This window comes from Actinomadura citrea (genome assembly GCF_013409045.1).
Taxonomy (GTDB): domain Bacteria; phylum Actinomycetota; class Actinomycetes; order Streptosporangiales; family Streptosporangiaceae; genus Spirillospora; species Spirillospora citrea.
The window spans coordinates 1,606,346-1,622,138 of record NZ_JACCBT010000001.1 but is presented as its reverse complement, the minus strand read 5'-3'; the positions used below and the strand labels follow the sequence as shown (position 1 = coordinate 1,622,138).

Sequence of the window (15,793 nt, the reverse complement as noted above, 5' to 3'; positions counted from 1 at the left end):
GGCTATCAGTTGGACAATGCACCCGAACCACCCCGAGCGCACACGAAAGAGACGCCACTCGGCCTTGATCACGGTTGCCCGCCGGTCGCGAGGCCGGATCCGGTCACCCGACCGCAGGCGACCGGTCACCCCGTGTGAGCGACTTCTCGTCCCACGCCGGTAGCCATCCGACAGCGACGCAATCACGGGGCCGAAAACCAGGTCGCACTCGGTTCGGCCCTCTTCCGCGCGGCGATGCGAACGGTCCTTCCCGCCCTTCACGCGGCGGATCCGGTCAGTCCGCGTGGAAGGCGTTCTGCGCCGCGGCCAGCCCGTCCACCAGCAGCGCCTCGACCGCGTCCGCCGCCCGGTCCACGACGAAGTCGAGCTCCTTGCGCTCCGCCGCGGAGAAGTCCTTCAGAACGAACGCCGCCGCGTCCATCCGCCCCGGAGGCCGTCCCACCCCGAACCGCACGCGCGGATACTCCTTCGCGCCCAGCGACCTGGTGATGGACCGCAGCCCGTTGTGGCCGTTGTCACCGCCGCCCTGCTTCAGCCGCACCGCCCCGAAGGGGATGTCCAGCTCGTCGTGGACGACGACCACCCGCTCCACCGGCACCTTGTAGAAGTCCCGCAGCCCCTTCACCGGGCCGCCCGACTCGTTCATGAACGAGCGCGGCTTCGCCAGCACCGCCCGCGCTCCGGCCAGCCGGCCCTCAAGCACGTCCGCCCGCGCCCGGTGCGACTTGAACCTGCCCCCGGCGCGCGCCGCGAGGACGTCCAGCACCATGAACCCCGCGTTGTGCCGGTTCTTCGCATACGACGGCCCCGGGTTGCCCAGCCCCACCACGAGCCAGAGATCCGCGTCCACCCGCACTCCTCACACGCGAGCACGGCCCCCGCCGGTGCGCGCACCCGCGGGGGCCGTGGAAGTACCTGCGGCCCGCCGTCCGGCGCGACCCCGCGCCGTGCCGCCGGGCCCCGGCGGCACCGCCGTCACTCGGCGGCGGCCTCGCCCTCACCCTCGGGGGCCTCTGCCTCGGCCGCGGCGGCCTCGGCCGCCTCGGCGGCCTCCGCCTCGGTCTCGGTCGCGCCGGCCGACGCGGTCGCGTCGGCGATCTGCAGGACGAGGGCCTCCGCGTCGACCTGCAGCGTGACGCCCGACGGCAGCTTCAGGTCGCCGGCCAGCACCTGCGTCCCGACCTTCAGGCCCTCGATGGACAGGTCCACGGCCTCGGGGATGTGCGTCGCCTCCGCCTCGACCGACACCTGGACCAGCTCCTGCTGGATGACGCCGCCCGCGACGACGTCGCCGACCAGGTTGACCGGCAGGTCCACGACGACCTTCTCGCCGCGCTTCACCAGCAGCAGGTCGACGTGCTCCAGGAACCCCTTGACCGGGTCGCGCTGGACGTCCTTCGGCAGCGCCAGCGAGGCGCCGTCGGAGAGGCCCTCGATGGTCAGCAGCACGTTCGGCGTCTTCAGGGCCAGCATCAGGTCGTGGCCCGGCAGCGCGATGTGCTGCGGGTCGGTGCCGTGACCGTAGAGGACGGCGGGCACCTTGCCGGCCCGGCGGGTGCGCCGCGCGGCACCCTTACCGAACTCGGTGCGCGGCTCGGCGGCAATGCGTACCTCGGACACGGCGAAAACTCCTCGTTGTTGCTTCCACGGCCGTCCGCCATCGGACGTCCGCTACGGACGATGCGTTGCGTTCCTCGCGCGCCGTCGAAGGGCGGGCGCGCTCAAAGATTCGTTTGCGTTCCCCGGGGAGTGCGGCCCCTGCGCGGGCACCGCACTTGAACGTCCCAGGGCATACGCGGTTGCACAAGTCTAGCCCAATACGGCAACGCCCAACGCCAAGGCCCTGCCGACGCCATGGCCCCGGCCACGGCCGCCGGCACGCGGCGCGCCGTGCCCGACGTGGAGGTTCAGCTGTGGCCGCCGAAGAGGCTCGTGACCGAGCCGTCGGAGAACACCTCGTTGATCGCACGCGCGACCAGCGGCGCGATCGACAGCACCGTGAGCTTGTCGAACTGCTTCTCCTCCGGGATCGGCAGCGTGTTGGTCAGCACCACCTCGGAGATCCGGGAGTTCTTCAGCCGGTCCACCGCCGGACCCGACAGCACGCCGTGCGTCGCCGCGACGACGACCTTCGTCGCGCCCTGGTCGAACAGCGCGTCCGCCGCCTTCACGATCGTCCCGCCGGTGTCGATCATGTCGTCCACCACGACGCAGGTGCGGCCGGCGACCTCGCCGACCACGTCGAACACCTTGACCTCGTTGGCCACGTCCGGGTCGCGCTTCTTGTGGATGATCGCCATCGGGACGCCGCCCAGCCGGTCGCTCCACCGCTCGGTGACCCGCACCCGGCCCGCGTCCGGCGCGACCACGGTGACCTGGGAGGTGTCCAGCCGGCTCTCGAAGTGCCGGGCCAGCAGGTCCAGCGCGAACAGGTGGTCCACCGGGCCGTCGAAGAAGCCCTGGATCTGCGCCGTGTGCAGGTCGACGGTGATCAGCCGGTCGGCGCCCGCCGTCTTGAACAGGTCGGCCATCAGCCGTGCCGAGATCGGCTCGCGGCCGCGGTGCTTCTTGTCCTGCCGGGCGTAGCCGAAGAACGGCGCCACCACCGTGATCCGCTTGGCCGACGCGCGCTTCAGCGCGTCCACCATGATCAGCTGCTCCATGATCCATTGATTGATGGGAGCCGTGTGACTCTGGACCACGAAGGCGTCGGAGCCGCGGACCGACTCCAGGAACCGCACGAACGTCTCGCCGTTGGCGAAATCGTAGGCGGACGTCGGCGTCAGCTCGACCTGGAGGTTGTCGGCTACTTCCCTGGCCAGGTCAGGGTGGGCTCGGCCGGTGAAGAGCATCAGCTTCTTCTGACCGCTCGTTTTTATCCCACTCACCTCTGACAACTCCCCCTCAATGGAACCGTGCCCTGCATGTGGGTTGTCGTCCCCACCTCCCGCGCACCAAAGATCCGGCGCGCGGGTCGTCTTGTCGTCGAGCCGCTCTCCGGTCGGGCGGCTCTGTGTTGTCCTGGAAGACGCCGTCGTCCTCCACCTCCCCGCCCTGAGGCGGGGCAGTCCTCATCGGGCGCGCTAAGACGCGCTCTCCTCGCCGGCCCTCCGGGCCGCCTCGGCCGCCGGCGTCCCCGGCCGCTTCCGCTCGACCCAGCCCTCGATGTTGCGCTGCCGCCCTCGCGCGACCGCCATCGCCCCCGGCGGGACGTCCTGGATGATCACCGAGCCGGCCGCGGTGTAGGCGCCGTCCCCGATCGTCACCGGCGCGACGATCATGTTGTCGCTGCCGACCTTCACATGCGACCCGATGACGCTGCGGTGCTTCTCCACACCGTCGTAGTTGACGAACACCGAACTCGCGCCGATGTTCGAGCCGGCGCCGATCTCGGCGTCGCCGACGTAGGTCAGATGCGGCACCTTGGTGCCCTCGCCGATGTCGGCGTTCTTGGTCTCGACGTAGGTCCCGACCTTGGCCCTGGGCGCGAGCCTCGTGCCGGGCCGCAGGTAGGCGTAGGGCCCGACCGAGGCCTCCGGCCCGATCTCCGCCCCGACGCACACCGCGTTGGTCACCGACGCGCCGGCGCCGACCGTCGTGTCGGTGAGCGTGCAGCCGGGACCGATCCGCGCGCCCTCGCCCAGGTGCGTCCTGCCGTGCAGCTGCGTCCCCGGGTGGATCTCCGCGTCCGGTTCGGCGGTCACCTGCACGTCGATCCAGGTCGACGCCGGGTCGATGACGGTGACCCCGGCCCGCATGTGCGCCTCGAGGATCCGGTCGTTCAGCTGCCTGCGCGCCTGGGAGAGCTGGACCTTGTCGTTGACGCCCTGCGTCTCCACCCAGTCGGCGGCCAGGTGCGCGCCCGCCCGGTGACCGTCGCCGCGCAGGATCGCCACCACGTCGGTGAGGTACTCCTCGCCGCCCGCGTTGTCGGTCGTCACCCGCTTCAGCGCGTCCGCCAGGAGCGCGCCGTCGAACGCGTACATCCCGACGTTGATCTCGTTGATGGCGCGCTGGTCCCCGGTGGCGTCCTTGTGCTCGACGATCGCCTCGGCGCTGCCGTCGGCCGCCCGGATCATCCGCCCGTAGCCGGTCGCGTCCGGCATCTCGGTCGTCAGCACGGTGACGGCGTTGCCCTCGTCCTCGTGCGCCTGGACCAGCGCCCGCAGCGTCTCGCCCCGCAGCAGCGGGTGGTCGCCGTTCGTCACGACGACCGTCCCCTCCAGCGCGCCGGTCTGCTCCAGCGCCATCCGCACGGCGTGGCCCGTTCCGCCCTGCCGCTCCTGCACGGCGGCCTCGGCGTCCGGGGCGTGCTCGGCGAGGTGCCCGACGACCTGCTCGCGCCGGTGCCCGACGACCACGACGAGCCGCTCGGGCTCCAGTTCGCGGGCGGCGGCCAGCACGTGGCCGAGCATGCTGCGCCCGCACAGCTCGTGCAGCACCTTCGAGGTACGGGACTTCATCCGGGTGCCCTCGCCCGCGGCGAGGACGATGACGGCGGCCGGGCGGCTCGCAGCACTCACAAGGAGGCTCCTCGGCATCGCGGACGGGGATCGGTCGCGGGCCCGCCCACCTGCGACATCATCACACGGCAGGCCGGGGCGAACCCGACACGGGCAGGATACCGCCCACCCCGCTCCTGTCACCCCACCGCCCGCCCCCGGCAAACCAGACGGCATTTCCGACAGCTCCGCCGCCAGGGCTCGAACCTGGAGTCTTCTGGACCAAAACCAGCTGCGTTTCCAATTACGCTACGGCGGATCGGCAGGACTCTTCGCTAACGCGGGGGCGCCTGCGAGGCCCACGATACCGGTGTGGGCTCGCGGCCCACACCTACTTACCTTCGCCTGCCGCGGTCACCGAGGATCTTGCTGAGGACCTCGTCGGAACGGCTGACCAGCCGGGCCTCCGCGACCTCACCGCCGAGCACGGCACCGTAGGCCCATCCCTCGACGCGTCGGTACAGGTCCGCGCCCTTGCTCACAGTGATCTGCAGGCGACCCCGGGACTCCCCGGGCTTGAGCTTGTCTCGGATCTCGCCCGGCATCGGTCCACCCATGGGAGAAGCATAGCGGAGACTTTGACTCTCCGCAGTTGATTGATTACCGAAAGCGATGCTAAGAGCATGGTCGTTTTGTCCGGATCGGTTTAGATCGCGCGGTACCGAGCAAGCCAACTGCGTGTCGGTCGGCCAGGGCCCGGTCGGGCGGCGCGGCGGTCTCCGCGCAGATGCGGCGGGCGGCCGCCTGGCCCCCAGTCCACACGAGAGTTATGTGACCGAAGGGGCAGTTTCCCGCTGAGTTTACTGTTCGGCTCTGCACAACCTACGGTCTCGTAGGTTACGTTGACGTAGGTAAGGCTGCCTCGAGTCACGGGAAGTGATGACGCATGACGACAGCTCCGGCCATGGATCCACCCCGCCCGCAGCGACGTCCCGAACTCGCGCCCCAGCAACGGGGCAACGCGGAGCGGGCGCTGGTCGCCACGTTCACCGCGCTGCCCTTCCTGGCACTGTTCGCCGCCGTCCCGCTGGCCTGGGGCCGCTTCCTCGGCTGGACGGACGTCGTGCTCACGGCGGTCTTCTACCTGGTGTCCGCGGGGGGCATCACGGTCGGCTACCACCGGTACTTCACCCACGGGTCCTTCAAGGCCACGCGCGGCCTGAAGATCTTCATGGCGCTGGCCGGGAGCCTGGCCATCGAGGGGCCGGTCATCACGTGGGTGGCCGACCACCGGCGGCACCACAAGCACTCGGACAAGGAGTTCGACCCGCACTCGCCGTGGCGGTTCGGCGACGACTGGAAGGCGCTGGGCAAGGGGCTGGCCTGGGCGCACTACGGCTGGCTGTTCGACGCCAACCGGACCTCCAAGCAGCGGTTCGCCAAGGACCTGCTGAACGACCGCGACATCAGGCGCATCCACCTGGCCTTCCCCGGTCTGGTCGCGGTGTCCTTCCTGCTCCCGGCCGTGATCGGCGGCCTGGTCACCATGTCGTGGACGGGTTTCCTCACGGCGCTGTTCTGGGCCGGGTTCGTCCGGATCACCCTGGTGCACCACGTGACGTGGTCCATCAACTCGATCTGCCACACCTTCGGCAAGGAGGAGTTCGAGGTCCGGGACAAGTCGCGCAACGTGTGGTGGCTGGCGATCCCGTCGCTGGGCGAGTCGTGGCACAACCTGCACCACTCGGACCCGACCTGCGCGCGGCACGGCGTGCTGAAGGGGCAGATCGACATCAGCGCGCGCATCATCTGGGCGTTCGAGAAGATGCGCCTGGCCCATGACGTCCGGTGGCCGAACCCTGACAGGCTGGCCGCCAAGCGCACGAAGCAGGCGGTTTGACCGCCACAATTGATTCCGTGACAGATCCCGCTCCCCGGACCCGCAGAAAGCGGATGACCGGCAAGGAACGCCGTGAGCAGCTCCTCGACATCGGCCGGACGCTGTTCGCCGAGCGCGGGCTGGACGGCACCTCGGTGGAGGAGATCGCGTCGGCGGCCGGCGTGTCCAAGCCGGTGGTGTACGAGCACTTCGGCGGCAAGGAGGGGCTCTACGCGGTCGTCGTCGACCGGGAGTTCGAGCGGCTGCTGAGTCTCGTCACCGACTCGCTGAACTCGGCGGTCCACTACCGGAGCAAGCTGGAGAAGGCGGCGCTGGCGCTGCTGGAGTACATCGAGGAGCACCCGGACGGGTTCCGCATCCTCGTCCGCGACTCGCACGGCGGGACGGGCCAGGGCAGCTACGCCAGCCTGCTGAGCGAGATCGCCGGCGAGGTGGAGCACATCCTGGCGCAGGAGTTCGACCGGCACGGGTACGACGACAAGTTCGCGCCGCTGTACGCGCAGAGCCTGGTCGGCATGGTGGCGCTCACGGGCCAGTGGTGGCTGGACGTCCGCAAACCGCATCGGGAGGACGTGGCCGCGCACATCGTGAACCTGGCGTGGAACGGCCTGTCCGGGCTGGAGCCGAGGCCGTCGCTGGATCCGCGCCGCCGCCGCAAGGAGATGGAGCGGCAGGAGAAGCGCGCGGAGAAGGCGGCCGCCAAGGCCGGGCGGGCCGAGGAGAAGGCGGCGGCGAAGGCGGAGAAGGCCCAGCGCCGGGGACGGCGCGACTTCGAGGAGATCGTCGACCCGTCAGCCTGAGGGCCGCAGGAACTCCAGCCGGTTTCCCACGGGGTCGTCGGCGTAGAAGCGGTGGTGGCCGGGGAACAGCTCGTCCGGCCTGACGTCGTGGCCCGCGGCCCGCAGGCGCGCCGCGAGGGCGTCGAGGTCGTCGACGAGCAGGCCCGGGTGCGCTTTGCGGGCAGGCCGGAAGCCGGGCTCGACGCCGAGGTGGAGTTCGACGCCCGGGCCGCGGAACCAGGCTCCCCCGCGCTTGGCGAGTTCGGGCGGCTTGGGGATCTCCTCGAGGCCGAGGACGCCGCCGTAGAAGGCGCGGAGCCGGTCCTCGCTGCCGGGCGGGACGGCCAGCTGGACGTGGTGGACACCGGTGATCATGGTCGCCTCCCGACATGACACCGGCGGCCTCCCGGAGTTCGTCCGGGAGGCCGCCGGCAGGGGTCACCGGTCTCGGGTCGCGAGCCGGGTTTCGCGGACGCCGCCCATCCGCCGGAGATGGCACACCGCAGGGGAACGAGTCGCTTCCCTCGGGCGGGCGGGCGGCATCCCGTCTAGGGGGGTGTGGCGATCACGAAGATCCTCCGGAAGGGGAACACGGTGCCGTAGGGGGCCGCGGGGTAGGCGCGCCTGAGCCTCTCCCGGTACTCGGCGAGGAACTCGTCCGCCTCGGCGGGCGGGAGGGCGGTGAGGACGGGGCGCAGCGCGCTGCCCTTGACCCATTCGAGGACGGGGTCCTCGCCGTGGAGGATCTGCGCGTAGGTGGTCTCCCAGGCGTCGACGGCGCATCCGAGGCGGGCCAGGAGGTCGACGTATCCGGCGGCGTCGAGGACGGGGGCGTCGCGCTGCAGGTGGGCGAGCCGGCCGCGCCACCTCTCGGAGCGGCCCATCTCGCGGAGCAGGACGTGGCTGGGCGCGTCGAAGTTGCCGGGGACCTGGAAGGCGAGGCGCCCGCCCGGGGCGAGGGCGCCGACCCATCGGGGCAGCAGGTCGAGGTGTTCGGGGACCCACTGCAGGACGGCGTTGGAGATCACGAGGTCGAGGGGCCGCTCGGGCTCCCAGGCGGCGACGTCGGCGACGCGGAAGGCGAGCCGTCCCGGGATCTCGTGCGCGCGGGCCACCGCGATCATCTCCGGCGAGCTGTCGAAGGCGTCGATGACGGCGTCCGGCCAGCGGGCGGCGAGGGTGGCGGTGAGCTCGCCGCTCCCGCAGCCGAGGTCGGCGACGCGCGCGGGCGGGGCGCCGCCGAGCCGTCCGGCGAGTTCGGTGAAGGGCCTGGCGCGCTCGTCGCCGAAGACCCCGTACTGCGCGGGGTCCCACACGGCCGCGGTTTGTCTCGACATCAAGAAACATCATGCCCCGCGCATATCTTGATGTCAAGAATCTTGGGCGCGTGTCACGGCGACCGGTCGCCTGACGGATGCGCCGCCGCGCGCGGCGCTCCTAGGCTCCCCGGCATGACGGACGACAAGAGCGGATGGGCGCTGGCGCTCGGCCCCGGCGGGCCGGTCGGGACGGCGTGGCTGATCGGCCTGGCGGCGGGGCTGCGCGAGGCGGGCGTGGACCCGGCGGGTGCGGGCCTGGTCGTCGGGACGTCGGCGGGCGCCATCGCCGGCGCGGCGATCACCACGGGCAGGGACCTGGCGGCGCTGGAGGAGCTGCCGCCGCGCGGCGGCCCGCCGGCGCCGGCGGACGACTCGGTGATGGTGCGGGTGTTCGAGGTGGGCGGCACTCCGGGCCTGGAACCGGACGAGGCCCGGCGGCGGATCGGGCGGCTGGCCCTGGACGCGGCCGCGCTGCCCGCGGACCGCCACCGCGCGAGCATGCGGTACCTGGTCGGCACGGACACGTGGCCGGACGCCCGGTTGCTGATCACCGGGATGGACGCCGTGTCGGGCGAGCCGGTGCTGTGGGACGGGTCGAGCGGCGTCCCGCTGTCGCTGGCGGTGGCGGCGAGCAGCGCCGCACCCGGCTTCGCCGAGCCGGTGCCGATCGGCGGGCGCCGCTACATGGACGGCGCGTTCGCCGGGTGGTCGGAAGCGGAGCTGACGAAGGGGGCCGGGCCGCTCGTCGCGGTGGACCCCGTGCCCCACATGCGCGGCGGCGGTGACGTCCGGATCGTCCCGGACGGACGGGCGCTGGAGGTGTTCGGACCGAGCCTCGGAGACCGATCGCGCTGGACGCCCGTCTACCGGGAGGGGGTCCGGCAGGCGCCGGAGGCGGCCGAGCGGATCACCGCCGCGCTGGCCGCCCGCCGCTGATCGCACCCCGTCTTTCTCGATATCAAGACAGGTAGGGTGTCGGCATGCGCGATGAGGTCGACAGGCTGGTCGAGGCGTGGAACACCGAGCGTCCGGACCTGGACGTCCGGCCGCTGCAGGTCCTCAGCCGCGTCTCCCGGCTGGCCCGCCACCTCGACCGCGCCCGGCGCGCCGTGTTCGCCGACCACGGCCTGGAGCCCTGGGAGTTCGACGTGCTCACCGCGCTGCGCCGGGCCGGCGCCCCCTACCGGCTGAGCCCGGGCCGCCTCCTGCACGCGACGCTGGTGACCTCCGGCACGATGACGAACCGCATCGACCGGCTGGCGGCGGCGGGCCTGGTCGAGCGGCATCCCGACCCCCAGGACAAGCGCGGCGTGCAGGTCCGCCTCACCGACGCGGGCCTGACCCGCGTCGACGCCGCCTTCGCCGACCTGCTCGGCCGCGAGCAGGCGATCCTGGAAAGCCTCACCCCCGACCAGCGCGAAGCCTTGGCCGACCTCCTCAGAACCCTGCTCGTCCCCTTCGACCAGTAACTCCCAGGGGTTGCGCTTCGCCCCCAGGGCCAACACGGCCCGTTGAGCCGGACGACCGCGGCGACACGTCAAGACACGGCTAGCCGAGGTCCTCGGCGAGCATGAGCCACTCTTCCTCGACGTCGGCGGCCTCGGCCTGGATCTCCTTGAGCCGGGCGTCGAGCTCCTGGAGCTTGGCGTAGTCGGTGGCGTGCGCGGCGAGCTGCTCGTGGAGGGCGGCCTGTTGCCCGGCGAGCTTCTCCAGGCGGCGTTCGAGGCGGTCGAGCTCCTTGCGGGCCTTCCAGTCCTGGCCGCCCGCCTTGGGCTTGGGGGGCGCCGGGGCGGGCTCGTCGCGGACGACGCCGGGCTTGGGCGCGGTTCCGGCCGCGCGGCGTTCGAGGTACTCGTCGACGCCGCCGGGCAGCAGCGACACGCGACCGTCGCCGAGCAGCGCGACGACGTGGTCGGTGATGCGCTCCAGGAAGTACCGGTCGTGGCTGACGACGACGAGGGTCCCGGGCCAGCCGTCCAGGAGGTCCTCGACCTCGGTGAGGGTCTCGATGTCGAGGTCGTTCGTGGGCTCGTCCAGGAGGAGGACGTTGGGTTCGGCCATCAGGAGGCGGAGCAGCTGCAGGCGGCGGCGTTCACCGCCGGACAGGTCGCCGACGGGCGTCCACTGCCGGTCGCCCGCGAAGCCGAGCCGTTCGAGGAGCTGGCTCGCGGTCCATTCGCGCTTGCCGACGGTGATGCGGCGGCGGATCTCCTCGACCGATTCCAGGACGCGCCGGGACGGGTCGAGGTCCTCCAGGTTCTGCGACAGGTGCGCGAGCTGGACGGTCTTGCCCTGCACGACCGTTCCCGCGACCGCCCGGACGGAGCCGTCGAGGAGGCGCAGCAGGGTGCTCTTGCCGCTGCCGTTGACGCCGACGAGACCGACCCGGTCGCCCGGGCCGAGCCGCCACGTCATGCGCTGGAACAGGTCGCGGTCGCCGAGGCGGACGCTGACGTCCTCGAGGTCGTAGACGGTCTTGCCGAGCCGCGCGGTCGCGAACCGGGTCAGCTCCACCGCGTCGCGCGCCGGCGGCTCGTCGGCGATGAGGGCCTGCGCGGCGTCCACCCGGAACTTGGGCTTGGACGTGCGGGCCTGCGGGCCGCGGCGCAGCCATGCCAGTTCCTTGCGGAGCAGGTTCTGCCGCTTGGCCTCGGTGGCGGCGGCGATCCGGGAGCGTTCGGCCTTGGCGAGGACGTAGGCGGAGTAGCCGCCCTCGTAGCGTTCGACGCGCCCGTCGACGACCTCCCACGTGCGGTCGGTCACCTCGTCCAGGAACCAGCGGTCGTGGGTGACGACGAGCAGCGCGACCTTGCGGCCCCTGAGGTGCCGGGCCAGCCAGTCGATCGCCTCGATGTCGAGGTGGTTGGTGGGCTCGTCCAGCAGGAGCAGGTCGGACTCGGGGACCAGGAGGCGGGCCAGCGCGACGCGGCGGCGCTCCCCGCCGGACATGCCGGCCAGCGGCGCGTCCAGGTCCAGGTCGGCGAGCAGGCCGCCGAGGATCTCGCGGACGCGGACGTCGCCCGCCCACTCGTGCTCGGCGCGGTCGCCCAGCACGACGGACCGGACGGTCGCGGTCTCGGCGAACGCGTCCCGCTGGGTCAGGTAGCCGAGCCGGATCCCGCGCGCATGGGTCACGCGCCCGTCGTCGGGTTCGGTCTCCCGGGCGAGGACGGACACGAGGGTGCTCTTGCCGCCGCCGTTGCGGCCGACGACGCCGACGCGGTCGCCCTCGTCCAGGCCGAGGGACACGGCGTCGAGCAGCGGCTTGGGCCCGTAGGCCTTGGCGACGTTCTCAAGATTGATCAGGTTCACGGCGCCTTCAAGCGTAGGGCCCCGCGCGCACCGCTCGCACGGCGCGCCCCGGCCCGGACGATCAGTTCGGGGGCACCAGGCCCGAAGATCCCGGCTGATCCGGCTGATCCGGCTCATCTGGCCGGCCCGGCTGACCCGGCTGACCGGGCTGCCCGTACTGATCCGGCTGGCTGGGCTGGCCCGGCTGCCCGTACTGCCCCGGCTGACCAGGCTGACCAGGCTGCCCGTACTGGCCGGGTTGGCCGTACTGGCCGGGCTGACCAGGCTGCCCGTACTGCCCCGGCTGGCCGGGCTGCCCCGGCTGGCCGGGCTGCCCGTACTGACCGGGCTGGCCTGCTTGCCCGTACTGGCCGGGCTGCCCGTACTGGCCGGGTTGCTGTGGCGGGTATGGCGCGCCGGGCGGCCCGTACGCCGCGCCCGAGGCTCCGGACCTCGACGACCTCGTGGCGAGGACCACCACCAGGGCCACGACGCCGACGACGACGATCAGGAAGAGGATCACGAGGAGAAGCAGGAATGTCATGCCGCGGCCGCTCGCCATCTTGTTAGCCGATCTCGGGGGAGTCGATTGGTCGAGGCGGCCGCGTTCCGGCCGCGCGGCGAGCCTACTGCCCGCCCGCCTCCCCCGGCATCACGGAGCCGGGCGCCACGGCGCCCGGCACGGCGGGGCCCGGGACCGCGGGGCCCGGCACGGCGGAGCCCATTCCTGCGCCCGCCGCGGAGGCCGCCACCACCTTGTCGGGGGCGTTGCGGCGGAGATCCCGGTCGCGGCGCACCGCCAGCAGGATGAGCGTCGCCATCACGGCGATCGCCACGAGGCCCAGCATCCCGGACAGATACGTCATCGCTCCACCTCGCCGGTCGGGTCAGTCCCGGAGGAACCGGTGTCACGGATAGATGACGCGCTCCGCGACCCCGGGGTTCGCTTGTGTGACGATGGCAGCTACCGGGACAGGGCCGTCCCACCGTCGCGTCAGGTGATTGTGGCCCCGGGGACGGGTCCGTGGGCCCGGACGATCTGCTCCGCGACGCCGGCGGTGTCCAGCGCGTCCGCGAGCCCGGCGGCGTCGTCGTCGCTCTCGGCGAGGAACGCGCAGGTGGGGCCCGAGCCGGAGACCAGCGCCCCGATCGCGCCGAGGTCGCGGCCGGTGTCGAGCGTGCGGCGCAGCGACGGGCGCAGCGACAGCGCGGCGGGTTGCAGGTCGTTGGACAGCGCGGCGCCGAGGGCCTTGGCGTCCCCGGTGGCGAGCGCGGTCATCAGCGCCTCGGACACGGTCGGCCAGGCGGCCGCCTCCCCCGCCGCCAGGCGGAGCCGGTCGCATTCGCCGTAGACGGCGGGCGTGGACAGGCCGCCGTCGGCGGTGGCGAACACCCAGTGGAAGGTGCCGCGGGTGAGGGCGGGGGTGAGCCGCTCGCCGCGCCCGACACCGACCGCCGTGCCGCCGAGGACGGCGAACGGGACGTCGCTGCCGAGGTCCCCGCCGAGCTCCATCAGGTCGTCGCGGGTGAGCGCGGGCTCCTCCCGGTCGTCCCAGAGCCGGGCGCAGGCGACGAGCGCGGCGGCGGCGTCGGCGCTGCCGCCCGCCATGCCCCCCGCGACCGGGATCGCCTTGCGGATCGAGAGCCGCACGGCCGTCTCGACGCCGAGGCGCGCGGCGACGAGCCGGGCCGCCCTGGCGGCGAGGTTGTCCTCGCCGGTGGGGACGCCGTCGACCGCGACGCGCGCGTGCGGGGCCGCCCGGACCTCCACCGCGAGCCGCTCGGCGGGCTCGGCCGTCACCTCGTCGAACAGGGACACGGCGTGGAACACGTTGACAAGGTCGTGGTAGCCGTCGTCGCGGATCGGCCCGACGCCCAACTGGAGGTTCACCTTGGCGGGGACCCGCACCGTCACTGCGCTCACTCGCGAAACCCTACGGGACCCTCAGCCGCCGCTGGTGACGGGGAGGTTGCGGGGGTTGAAGTACGGGGTCGTGGCGAGTTCGCGCAGCGCAGAGGTCGCGTGCTTGTCGCCGGTCACCGAGTAGGAGCGGCGCTTGTCGCGGGCGTTCTTCGCCTGCTCGTCGGAGTCGAAGTACACGATGGCCTTGACCTGCGGGTCCTGCAGGGTCTTGGCGGCCTCGCGGAGCCATTCGGCGCGGCGCGGGCCGTAGGACTTCGGCACCCCGAACTCGGCGATCATGATGGGCTTGTGGCGCCCCCGGGACCACTCCATGAACAGCTTCAGCGCCTCCGACAGGTCGCGGTAGTCGTAGTCGGCGCCGGGCTGGGCGTCGGCGCAGATCCAGTCGACCTGGTCGTCGCCCGGGTAGTAGGACCCGGCGTTCGCGCCGCTGAAGCCGCGGGCGGTGGGGCACCACACCCAGGCGACGTTGTCGACGTTCTCCCGCTTGAAGATCTCCCGCAGGTGCTTCCAGGCGGCGACGAAGTCGGCCGCCGAGTGGACGCTCTTCTGGCCGGACGACTTGTCCATGTCCCGCGACCAGCGCAGGAACACGGGCTTGCCGAGGGCCTTGACGGCGCGGGCGCGCTTGGCGATCAGGTCGTCGTGCTCGCCCTGGACGATCTCGCGGGTGTCGCCGCCGTCCCAGGTCAGCAGCAGGTAGCGGTTCCCGTCCGCGACGGACTTCTCCAGCCCGCCAGGGAAGTCGCTCTTCCAGCCGCGGTAGCTCTGCACGATGTCGAGCCGGCGGCCGAGCTTCTGCTCGAAGTCCAGGACGGGCGCCATGCCCGGCTTGCCGGCGTCCTTCCCGGACGGCGTCGGCGACTGCGAACCGGATGGCGACTCCGAGGGCGATCCCGAGTCCGACGGCGACTCCGACGGCGACTCCGACGGGGACGGCGAGGCGGACGGCAGGCCGGCGCCCTCCGCCGGCACCCACGCCCCGAAGTAGGCCCCCTGGTCCGGCGGGACCGGGGCCACGCCCGCCCGCGCCGTCGTCGTGATCTTGGGTGCCGCGCCGGCGCCGCCGCCGCAGCCCGCCGCGACCGTGGCGATCACGCCCGCGATCGCGAGCAGCGCCGTCCCCACGATCGGCATCCGGGTCCGCGCCGCTCGCGAACGCGCCTTCACATCGACCTCCGGCTCATACTGATGCTGTCTCATCCCCCGCGGGGTGCCCTCGCCTCAGGGGTTCGAGGGTGATCACCCCGGCGAGAAGGACCATACTCGGCAATCCGGGCAAATGCGGTCACGTCCAGCGCTTCGCCCCTGGCCCGCGGATCGACGTCCGCGGCGCGCAGCGCCTCCTCCGCGGCGGCCGCCGACCCGGCCCAGCCCGCGAGGGCCGCGCGCAGCGTCTTGCGGCGCTGCGCGAACGCGGCGTCGACCACGGCGAACACCTCCCGCCGGGACGCCCCGGTCGGCGGCGGGTCGCGGCGGGTGAACGCCACGAGCCCGGAGTCGACGTTCGGCGCGGGCCAGAACACGGCGCGCCCGACGGGCCCGGCCCGGCGGGCGTCCCCGTACCAGGCGAGCTTCACCGACGGCACCCCGTAGATCTTGGAGCCGGGCCCGGCGACCATCCGGTCGGCGACCTCGGCCTGCACCATCACCAGCGCGGACCGCAGCGACGGCAGCGTGGCCAGCAGGTGCAGCACGACGGGGACGGCGACGTTGTAGGGCAGGTTCGCCACGAGCGCCGTCGGCGCCGGCCCCGGCACCTCCGTGATCCTCATCGCGTCGGCGCGCACGACCTCCAGCCGCGCCGCGAAGTCCGGTTCCCGGGCCGCGGCCGTGGCCGGCAGCTCGGCGGCCAGCGCCGGGTCGATCTCCACGGCGACGACCCGCCGCACCTGCGGCAGCAGCGCCAGCGTGAGGGACCCCAGCCCGGGGCCCACCTCGATGACGACGTCATCGGGGTCCAGCTCCGCGGCCCGGACGATCCGCCGGACGGTGTTGGCGTCGATGACGAAGTTCTGCCCCAGCGTCTTCGTCGGCCTGATGCCGAGCCGCCCGGCCAGCTCCCGCACGTCCGCCGGCCCGAGCAGGCCCCTGGTGTCCCCCATGCGACAAGTCTCTCCTGTCATCGCGCGGACCCG

17 protein-coding genes and 1 tRNA gene are annotated in these 15,793 nt (G+C 72.6%); 4 read left to right on the top strand and 14 right to left on the bottom strand.

Features of this window, described 5'->3' with window-relative positions; translation table 11 throughout:
• Positions 1-274: 274 nt before the first annotated feature.
• From pth to BJ999_RS07870, 6 genes are all read right to left on the bottom strand, one after another.
• Positions 275-850, bottom strand: a complete 576-nt coding sequence (pth, locus tag BJ999_RS07895) for an aminoacyl-tRNA hydrolase (protein WP_179832668.1) — start codon at positions 848-850, stop codon at positions 275-277.
• Positions 851-975: 125 nt separating this feature from the next.
• Entirely contained in the window at positions 976-1,620 is a 645-nt protein-coding gene (locus BJ999_RS07890) for a 50S ribosomal protein L25/general stress protein Ctc (protein ID WP_179832667.1), read from the bottom strand.
• A gap of 287 nt (positions 1,621-1,907) precedes the next feature.
• Positions 1,908-2,888 carry a ribose-phosphate diphosphokinase gene (locus BJ999_RS07885; protein ID WP_141578287.1) on the bottom strand — a complete coding sequence of 327 codons (981 nt, stop codon included), beginning with the start codon at positions 2,886-2,888 and terminating at the stop codon, positions 1,908-1,910.
• A gap of 195 nt (positions 2,889-3,083) precedes the next feature.
• On the bottom strand, positions 3,084-4,523 hold the full coding sequence (glmU, locus tag BJ999_RS07880) for a bifunctional UDP-N-acetylglucosamine diphosphorylase/glucosamine-1-phosphate N-acetyltransferase GlmU (protein WP_268247800.1): 1,440 nt from the start codon (positions 4,521-4,523) through the stop codon (positions 3,084-3,086).
• 165 nt (positions 4,524-4,688) lie between these two features.
• Positions 4,689-4,761 (bottom strand) — tRNA-Gln (locus tag BJ999_RS07875).
• Positions 4,762-4,837: 76 nt separating this feature from the next.
• Entirely contained in the window at positions 4,838-5,059 is a 222-nt protein-coding gene (locus BJ999_RS07870; protein WP_179832665.1) for a hypothetical protein, read from the bottom strand.
• Between the two features lie 329 nt (positions 5,060-5,388).
• On the opposite strand from BJ999_RS07870, the gene BJ999_RS07865 reads away from it, so the two are divergent.
• Both BJ999_RS07865 and BJ999_RS07860 read left to right on the top strand, forming a co-directional pair.
• Positions 5,389-6,342: an acyl-CoA desaturase gene (locus BJ999_RS07865; protein WP_179832664.1), complete on the top strand. Its 954-nt coding sequence runs from the start codon at positions 5,389-5,391 to the stop codon at positions 6,340-6,342.
• A 17-nt stretch (positions 6,343-6,359) separates the two neighbouring features.
• The gene (locus tag BJ999_RS07860; protein ID WP_229810266.1) at positions 6,360-7,142 is read left to right on the top strand and encodes a TetR/AcrR family transcriptional regulator; all 783 of its coding nucleotides are present in this window, start codon (positions 6,360-6,362) and stop codon (positions 7,140-7,142) included.
• Here BJ999_RS07860 and BJ999_RS07855 read toward each other — a convergent pair.
• Together BJ999_RS07855 and BJ999_RS07850 are read right to left on the bottom strand one after the other, a co-directional pair.
• Positions 7,134-7,496: a VOC family protein gene (locus BJ999_RS07855; protein ID WP_179832663.1), complete on the bottom strand. Its 363-nt coding sequence runs from the start codon at positions 7,494-7,496 to the stop codon at positions 7,134-7,136. The two genes, BJ999_RS07860 and BJ999_RS07855, sit on opposite strands and share 9 nt — an antisense overlap.
• 173 nt (positions 7,497-7,669) lie before the next feature.
• Entirely contained in the window at positions 7,670-8,458 is a 789-nt protein-coding gene (locus BJ999_RS07850) for a trans-aconitate 2-methyltransferase (protein ID WP_179832662.1), read from the bottom strand.
• Between the two features lie 114 nt (positions 8,459-8,572).
• Here BJ999_RS07850 and BJ999_RS07845 point away from each other — a divergent pair, with 114 nt between their 5' ends.
• Together BJ999_RS07845 and BJ999_RS07840 are read left to right on the top strand one after the other, a co-directional pair.
• Entirely contained in the window at positions 8,573-9,376 is an 804-nt protein-coding gene (locus BJ999_RS07845; RefSeq protein ID WP_179832661.1) for a patatin-like phospholipase family protein, read from the top strand.
• A gap of 44 nt (positions 9,377-9,420) precedes the next feature.
• Complete coding sequence (locus tag BJ999_RS07840; protein WP_179832660.1) at positions 9,421-9,909, top strand: MarR family winged helix-turn-helix transcriptional regulator; 489 nt, start codon at positions 9,421-9,423, stop codon at positions 9,907-9,909.
• 79 nt (positions 9,910-9,988) lie between these two features.
• Here the strand turns inward: BJ999_RS07840 and BJ999_RS07835 are convergent, their stop codons facing one another.
• From BJ999_RS07835 to rsmA, 6 genes are all read right to left on the bottom strand, one after another.
• Positions 9,989-11,752: an ABC-F family ATP-binding cassette domain-containing protein gene (locus BJ999_RS07835; protein WP_179832659.1), complete on the bottom strand. Its 1,764-nt coding sequence runs from the start codon at positions 11,750-11,752 to the stop codon at positions 9,989-9,991.
• Positions 11,753-11,813: 61 nt separating this feature from the next.
• Positions 11,814-12,275 carry a hypothetical protein gene (locus BJ999_RS07830; protein ID WP_179832658.1) on the bottom strand — a complete coding sequence of 154 codons (462 nt, stop codon included), beginning with the start codon at positions 12,273-12,275 and terminating at the stop codon, positions 11,814-11,816.
• Between the two features lie 82 nt (positions 12,276-12,357).
• Positions 12,358-12,597, bottom strand: coding sequence for a hypothetical protein (locus tag BJ999_RS07825; RefSeq protein ID WP_179832657.1), 240 nt, complete (start codon positions 12,595-12,597; stop codon positions 12,358-12,360).
• A gap of 128 nt (positions 12,598-12,725) precedes the next feature.
• Entirely contained in the window at positions 12,726-13,655 is a 930-nt protein-coding gene (locus BJ999_RS07820) for a 4-(cytidine 5'-diphospho)-2-C-methyl-D-erythritol kinase (protein ID WP_268247802.1), read from the bottom strand.
• Between the two features lie 21 nt (positions 13,656-13,676).
• Positions 13,677-14,825 (bottom strand): glycoside hydrolase family 26 protein, encoded by a 1,149-nt coding sequence (locus tag BJ999_RS07815; RefSeq protein WP_229810267.1) that lies wholly within the window; start codon positions 14,823-14,825, stop codon positions 13,677-13,679.
• A 29-nt stretch (positions 14,826-14,854) separates the two neighbouring features.
• Complete coding sequence (rsmA, locus tag BJ999_RS07810) at positions 14,855-15,760, bottom strand: 16S rRNA (adenine(1518)-N(6)/adenine(1519)-N(6))-dimethyltransferase RsmA (protein WP_179832656.1); 906 nt, start codon at positions 15,758-15,760, stop codon at positions 14,855-14,857.
• Positions 15,761-15,793 lie beyond the last annotated feature (33 nt).

What these genes read in the sequence shown, in the direction of transcription:
- BJ999_RS07865 (WP_179832664.1), top strand. Translation starts at nt 5,389, where the DNA reads ATGACGACAGCTCCGGCCATGGATCCACCCCGCCCGCAGCGACGTCCC.
- BJ999_RS07845 (WP_179832661.1), top strand. Translation starts at nt 8,573, where the DNA reads ATGACGGACGACAAGAGCGGATGGGCGCTGGCGCTCGGCCCCGGCGGG.
- rsmA (WP_179832656.1), bottom strand. Translation starts at nt 15,760, where the DNA reads ATGGGGGACACCAGGGGCCTGCTCGGGCCGGCGGACGTGCGGGAGCTG.
- BJ999_RS07870 (WP_179832665.1), bottom strand. Translation starts at nt 5,059, where the DNA reads ATGGGTGGACCGATGCCGGGCGAGATCCGAGACAAGCTCAAGCCCGGG.
- BJ999_RS07830 (WP_179832658.1), bottom strand. Translation starts at nt 12,275, where the DNA reads ATGACATTCCTGCTTCTCCTCGTGATCCTCTTCCTGATCGTCGTCGTC.
- BJ999_RS07855 (WP_179832663.1), bottom strand. Translation starts at nt 7,496, where the DNA reads ATGATCACCGGTGTCCACCACGTCCAGCTGGCCGTCCCGCCCGGCAGC.
- BJ999_RS07850 (WP_179832662.1), bottom strand. Translation starts at nt 8,458, where the DNA reads ATGTCGAGACAAACCGCGGCCGTGTGGGACCCCGCGCAGTACGGGGTC.
- BJ999_RS07825 (WP_179832657.1), bottom strand. Translation starts at nt 12,597, where the DNA reads ATGACGTATCTGTCCGGGATGCTGGGCCTCGTGGCGATCGCCGTGATG.
- BJ999_RS07840 (WP_179832660.1), top strand. Translation starts at nt 9,421, where the DNA reads ATGCGCGATGAGGTCGACAGGCTGGTCGAGGCGTGGAACACCGAGCGT.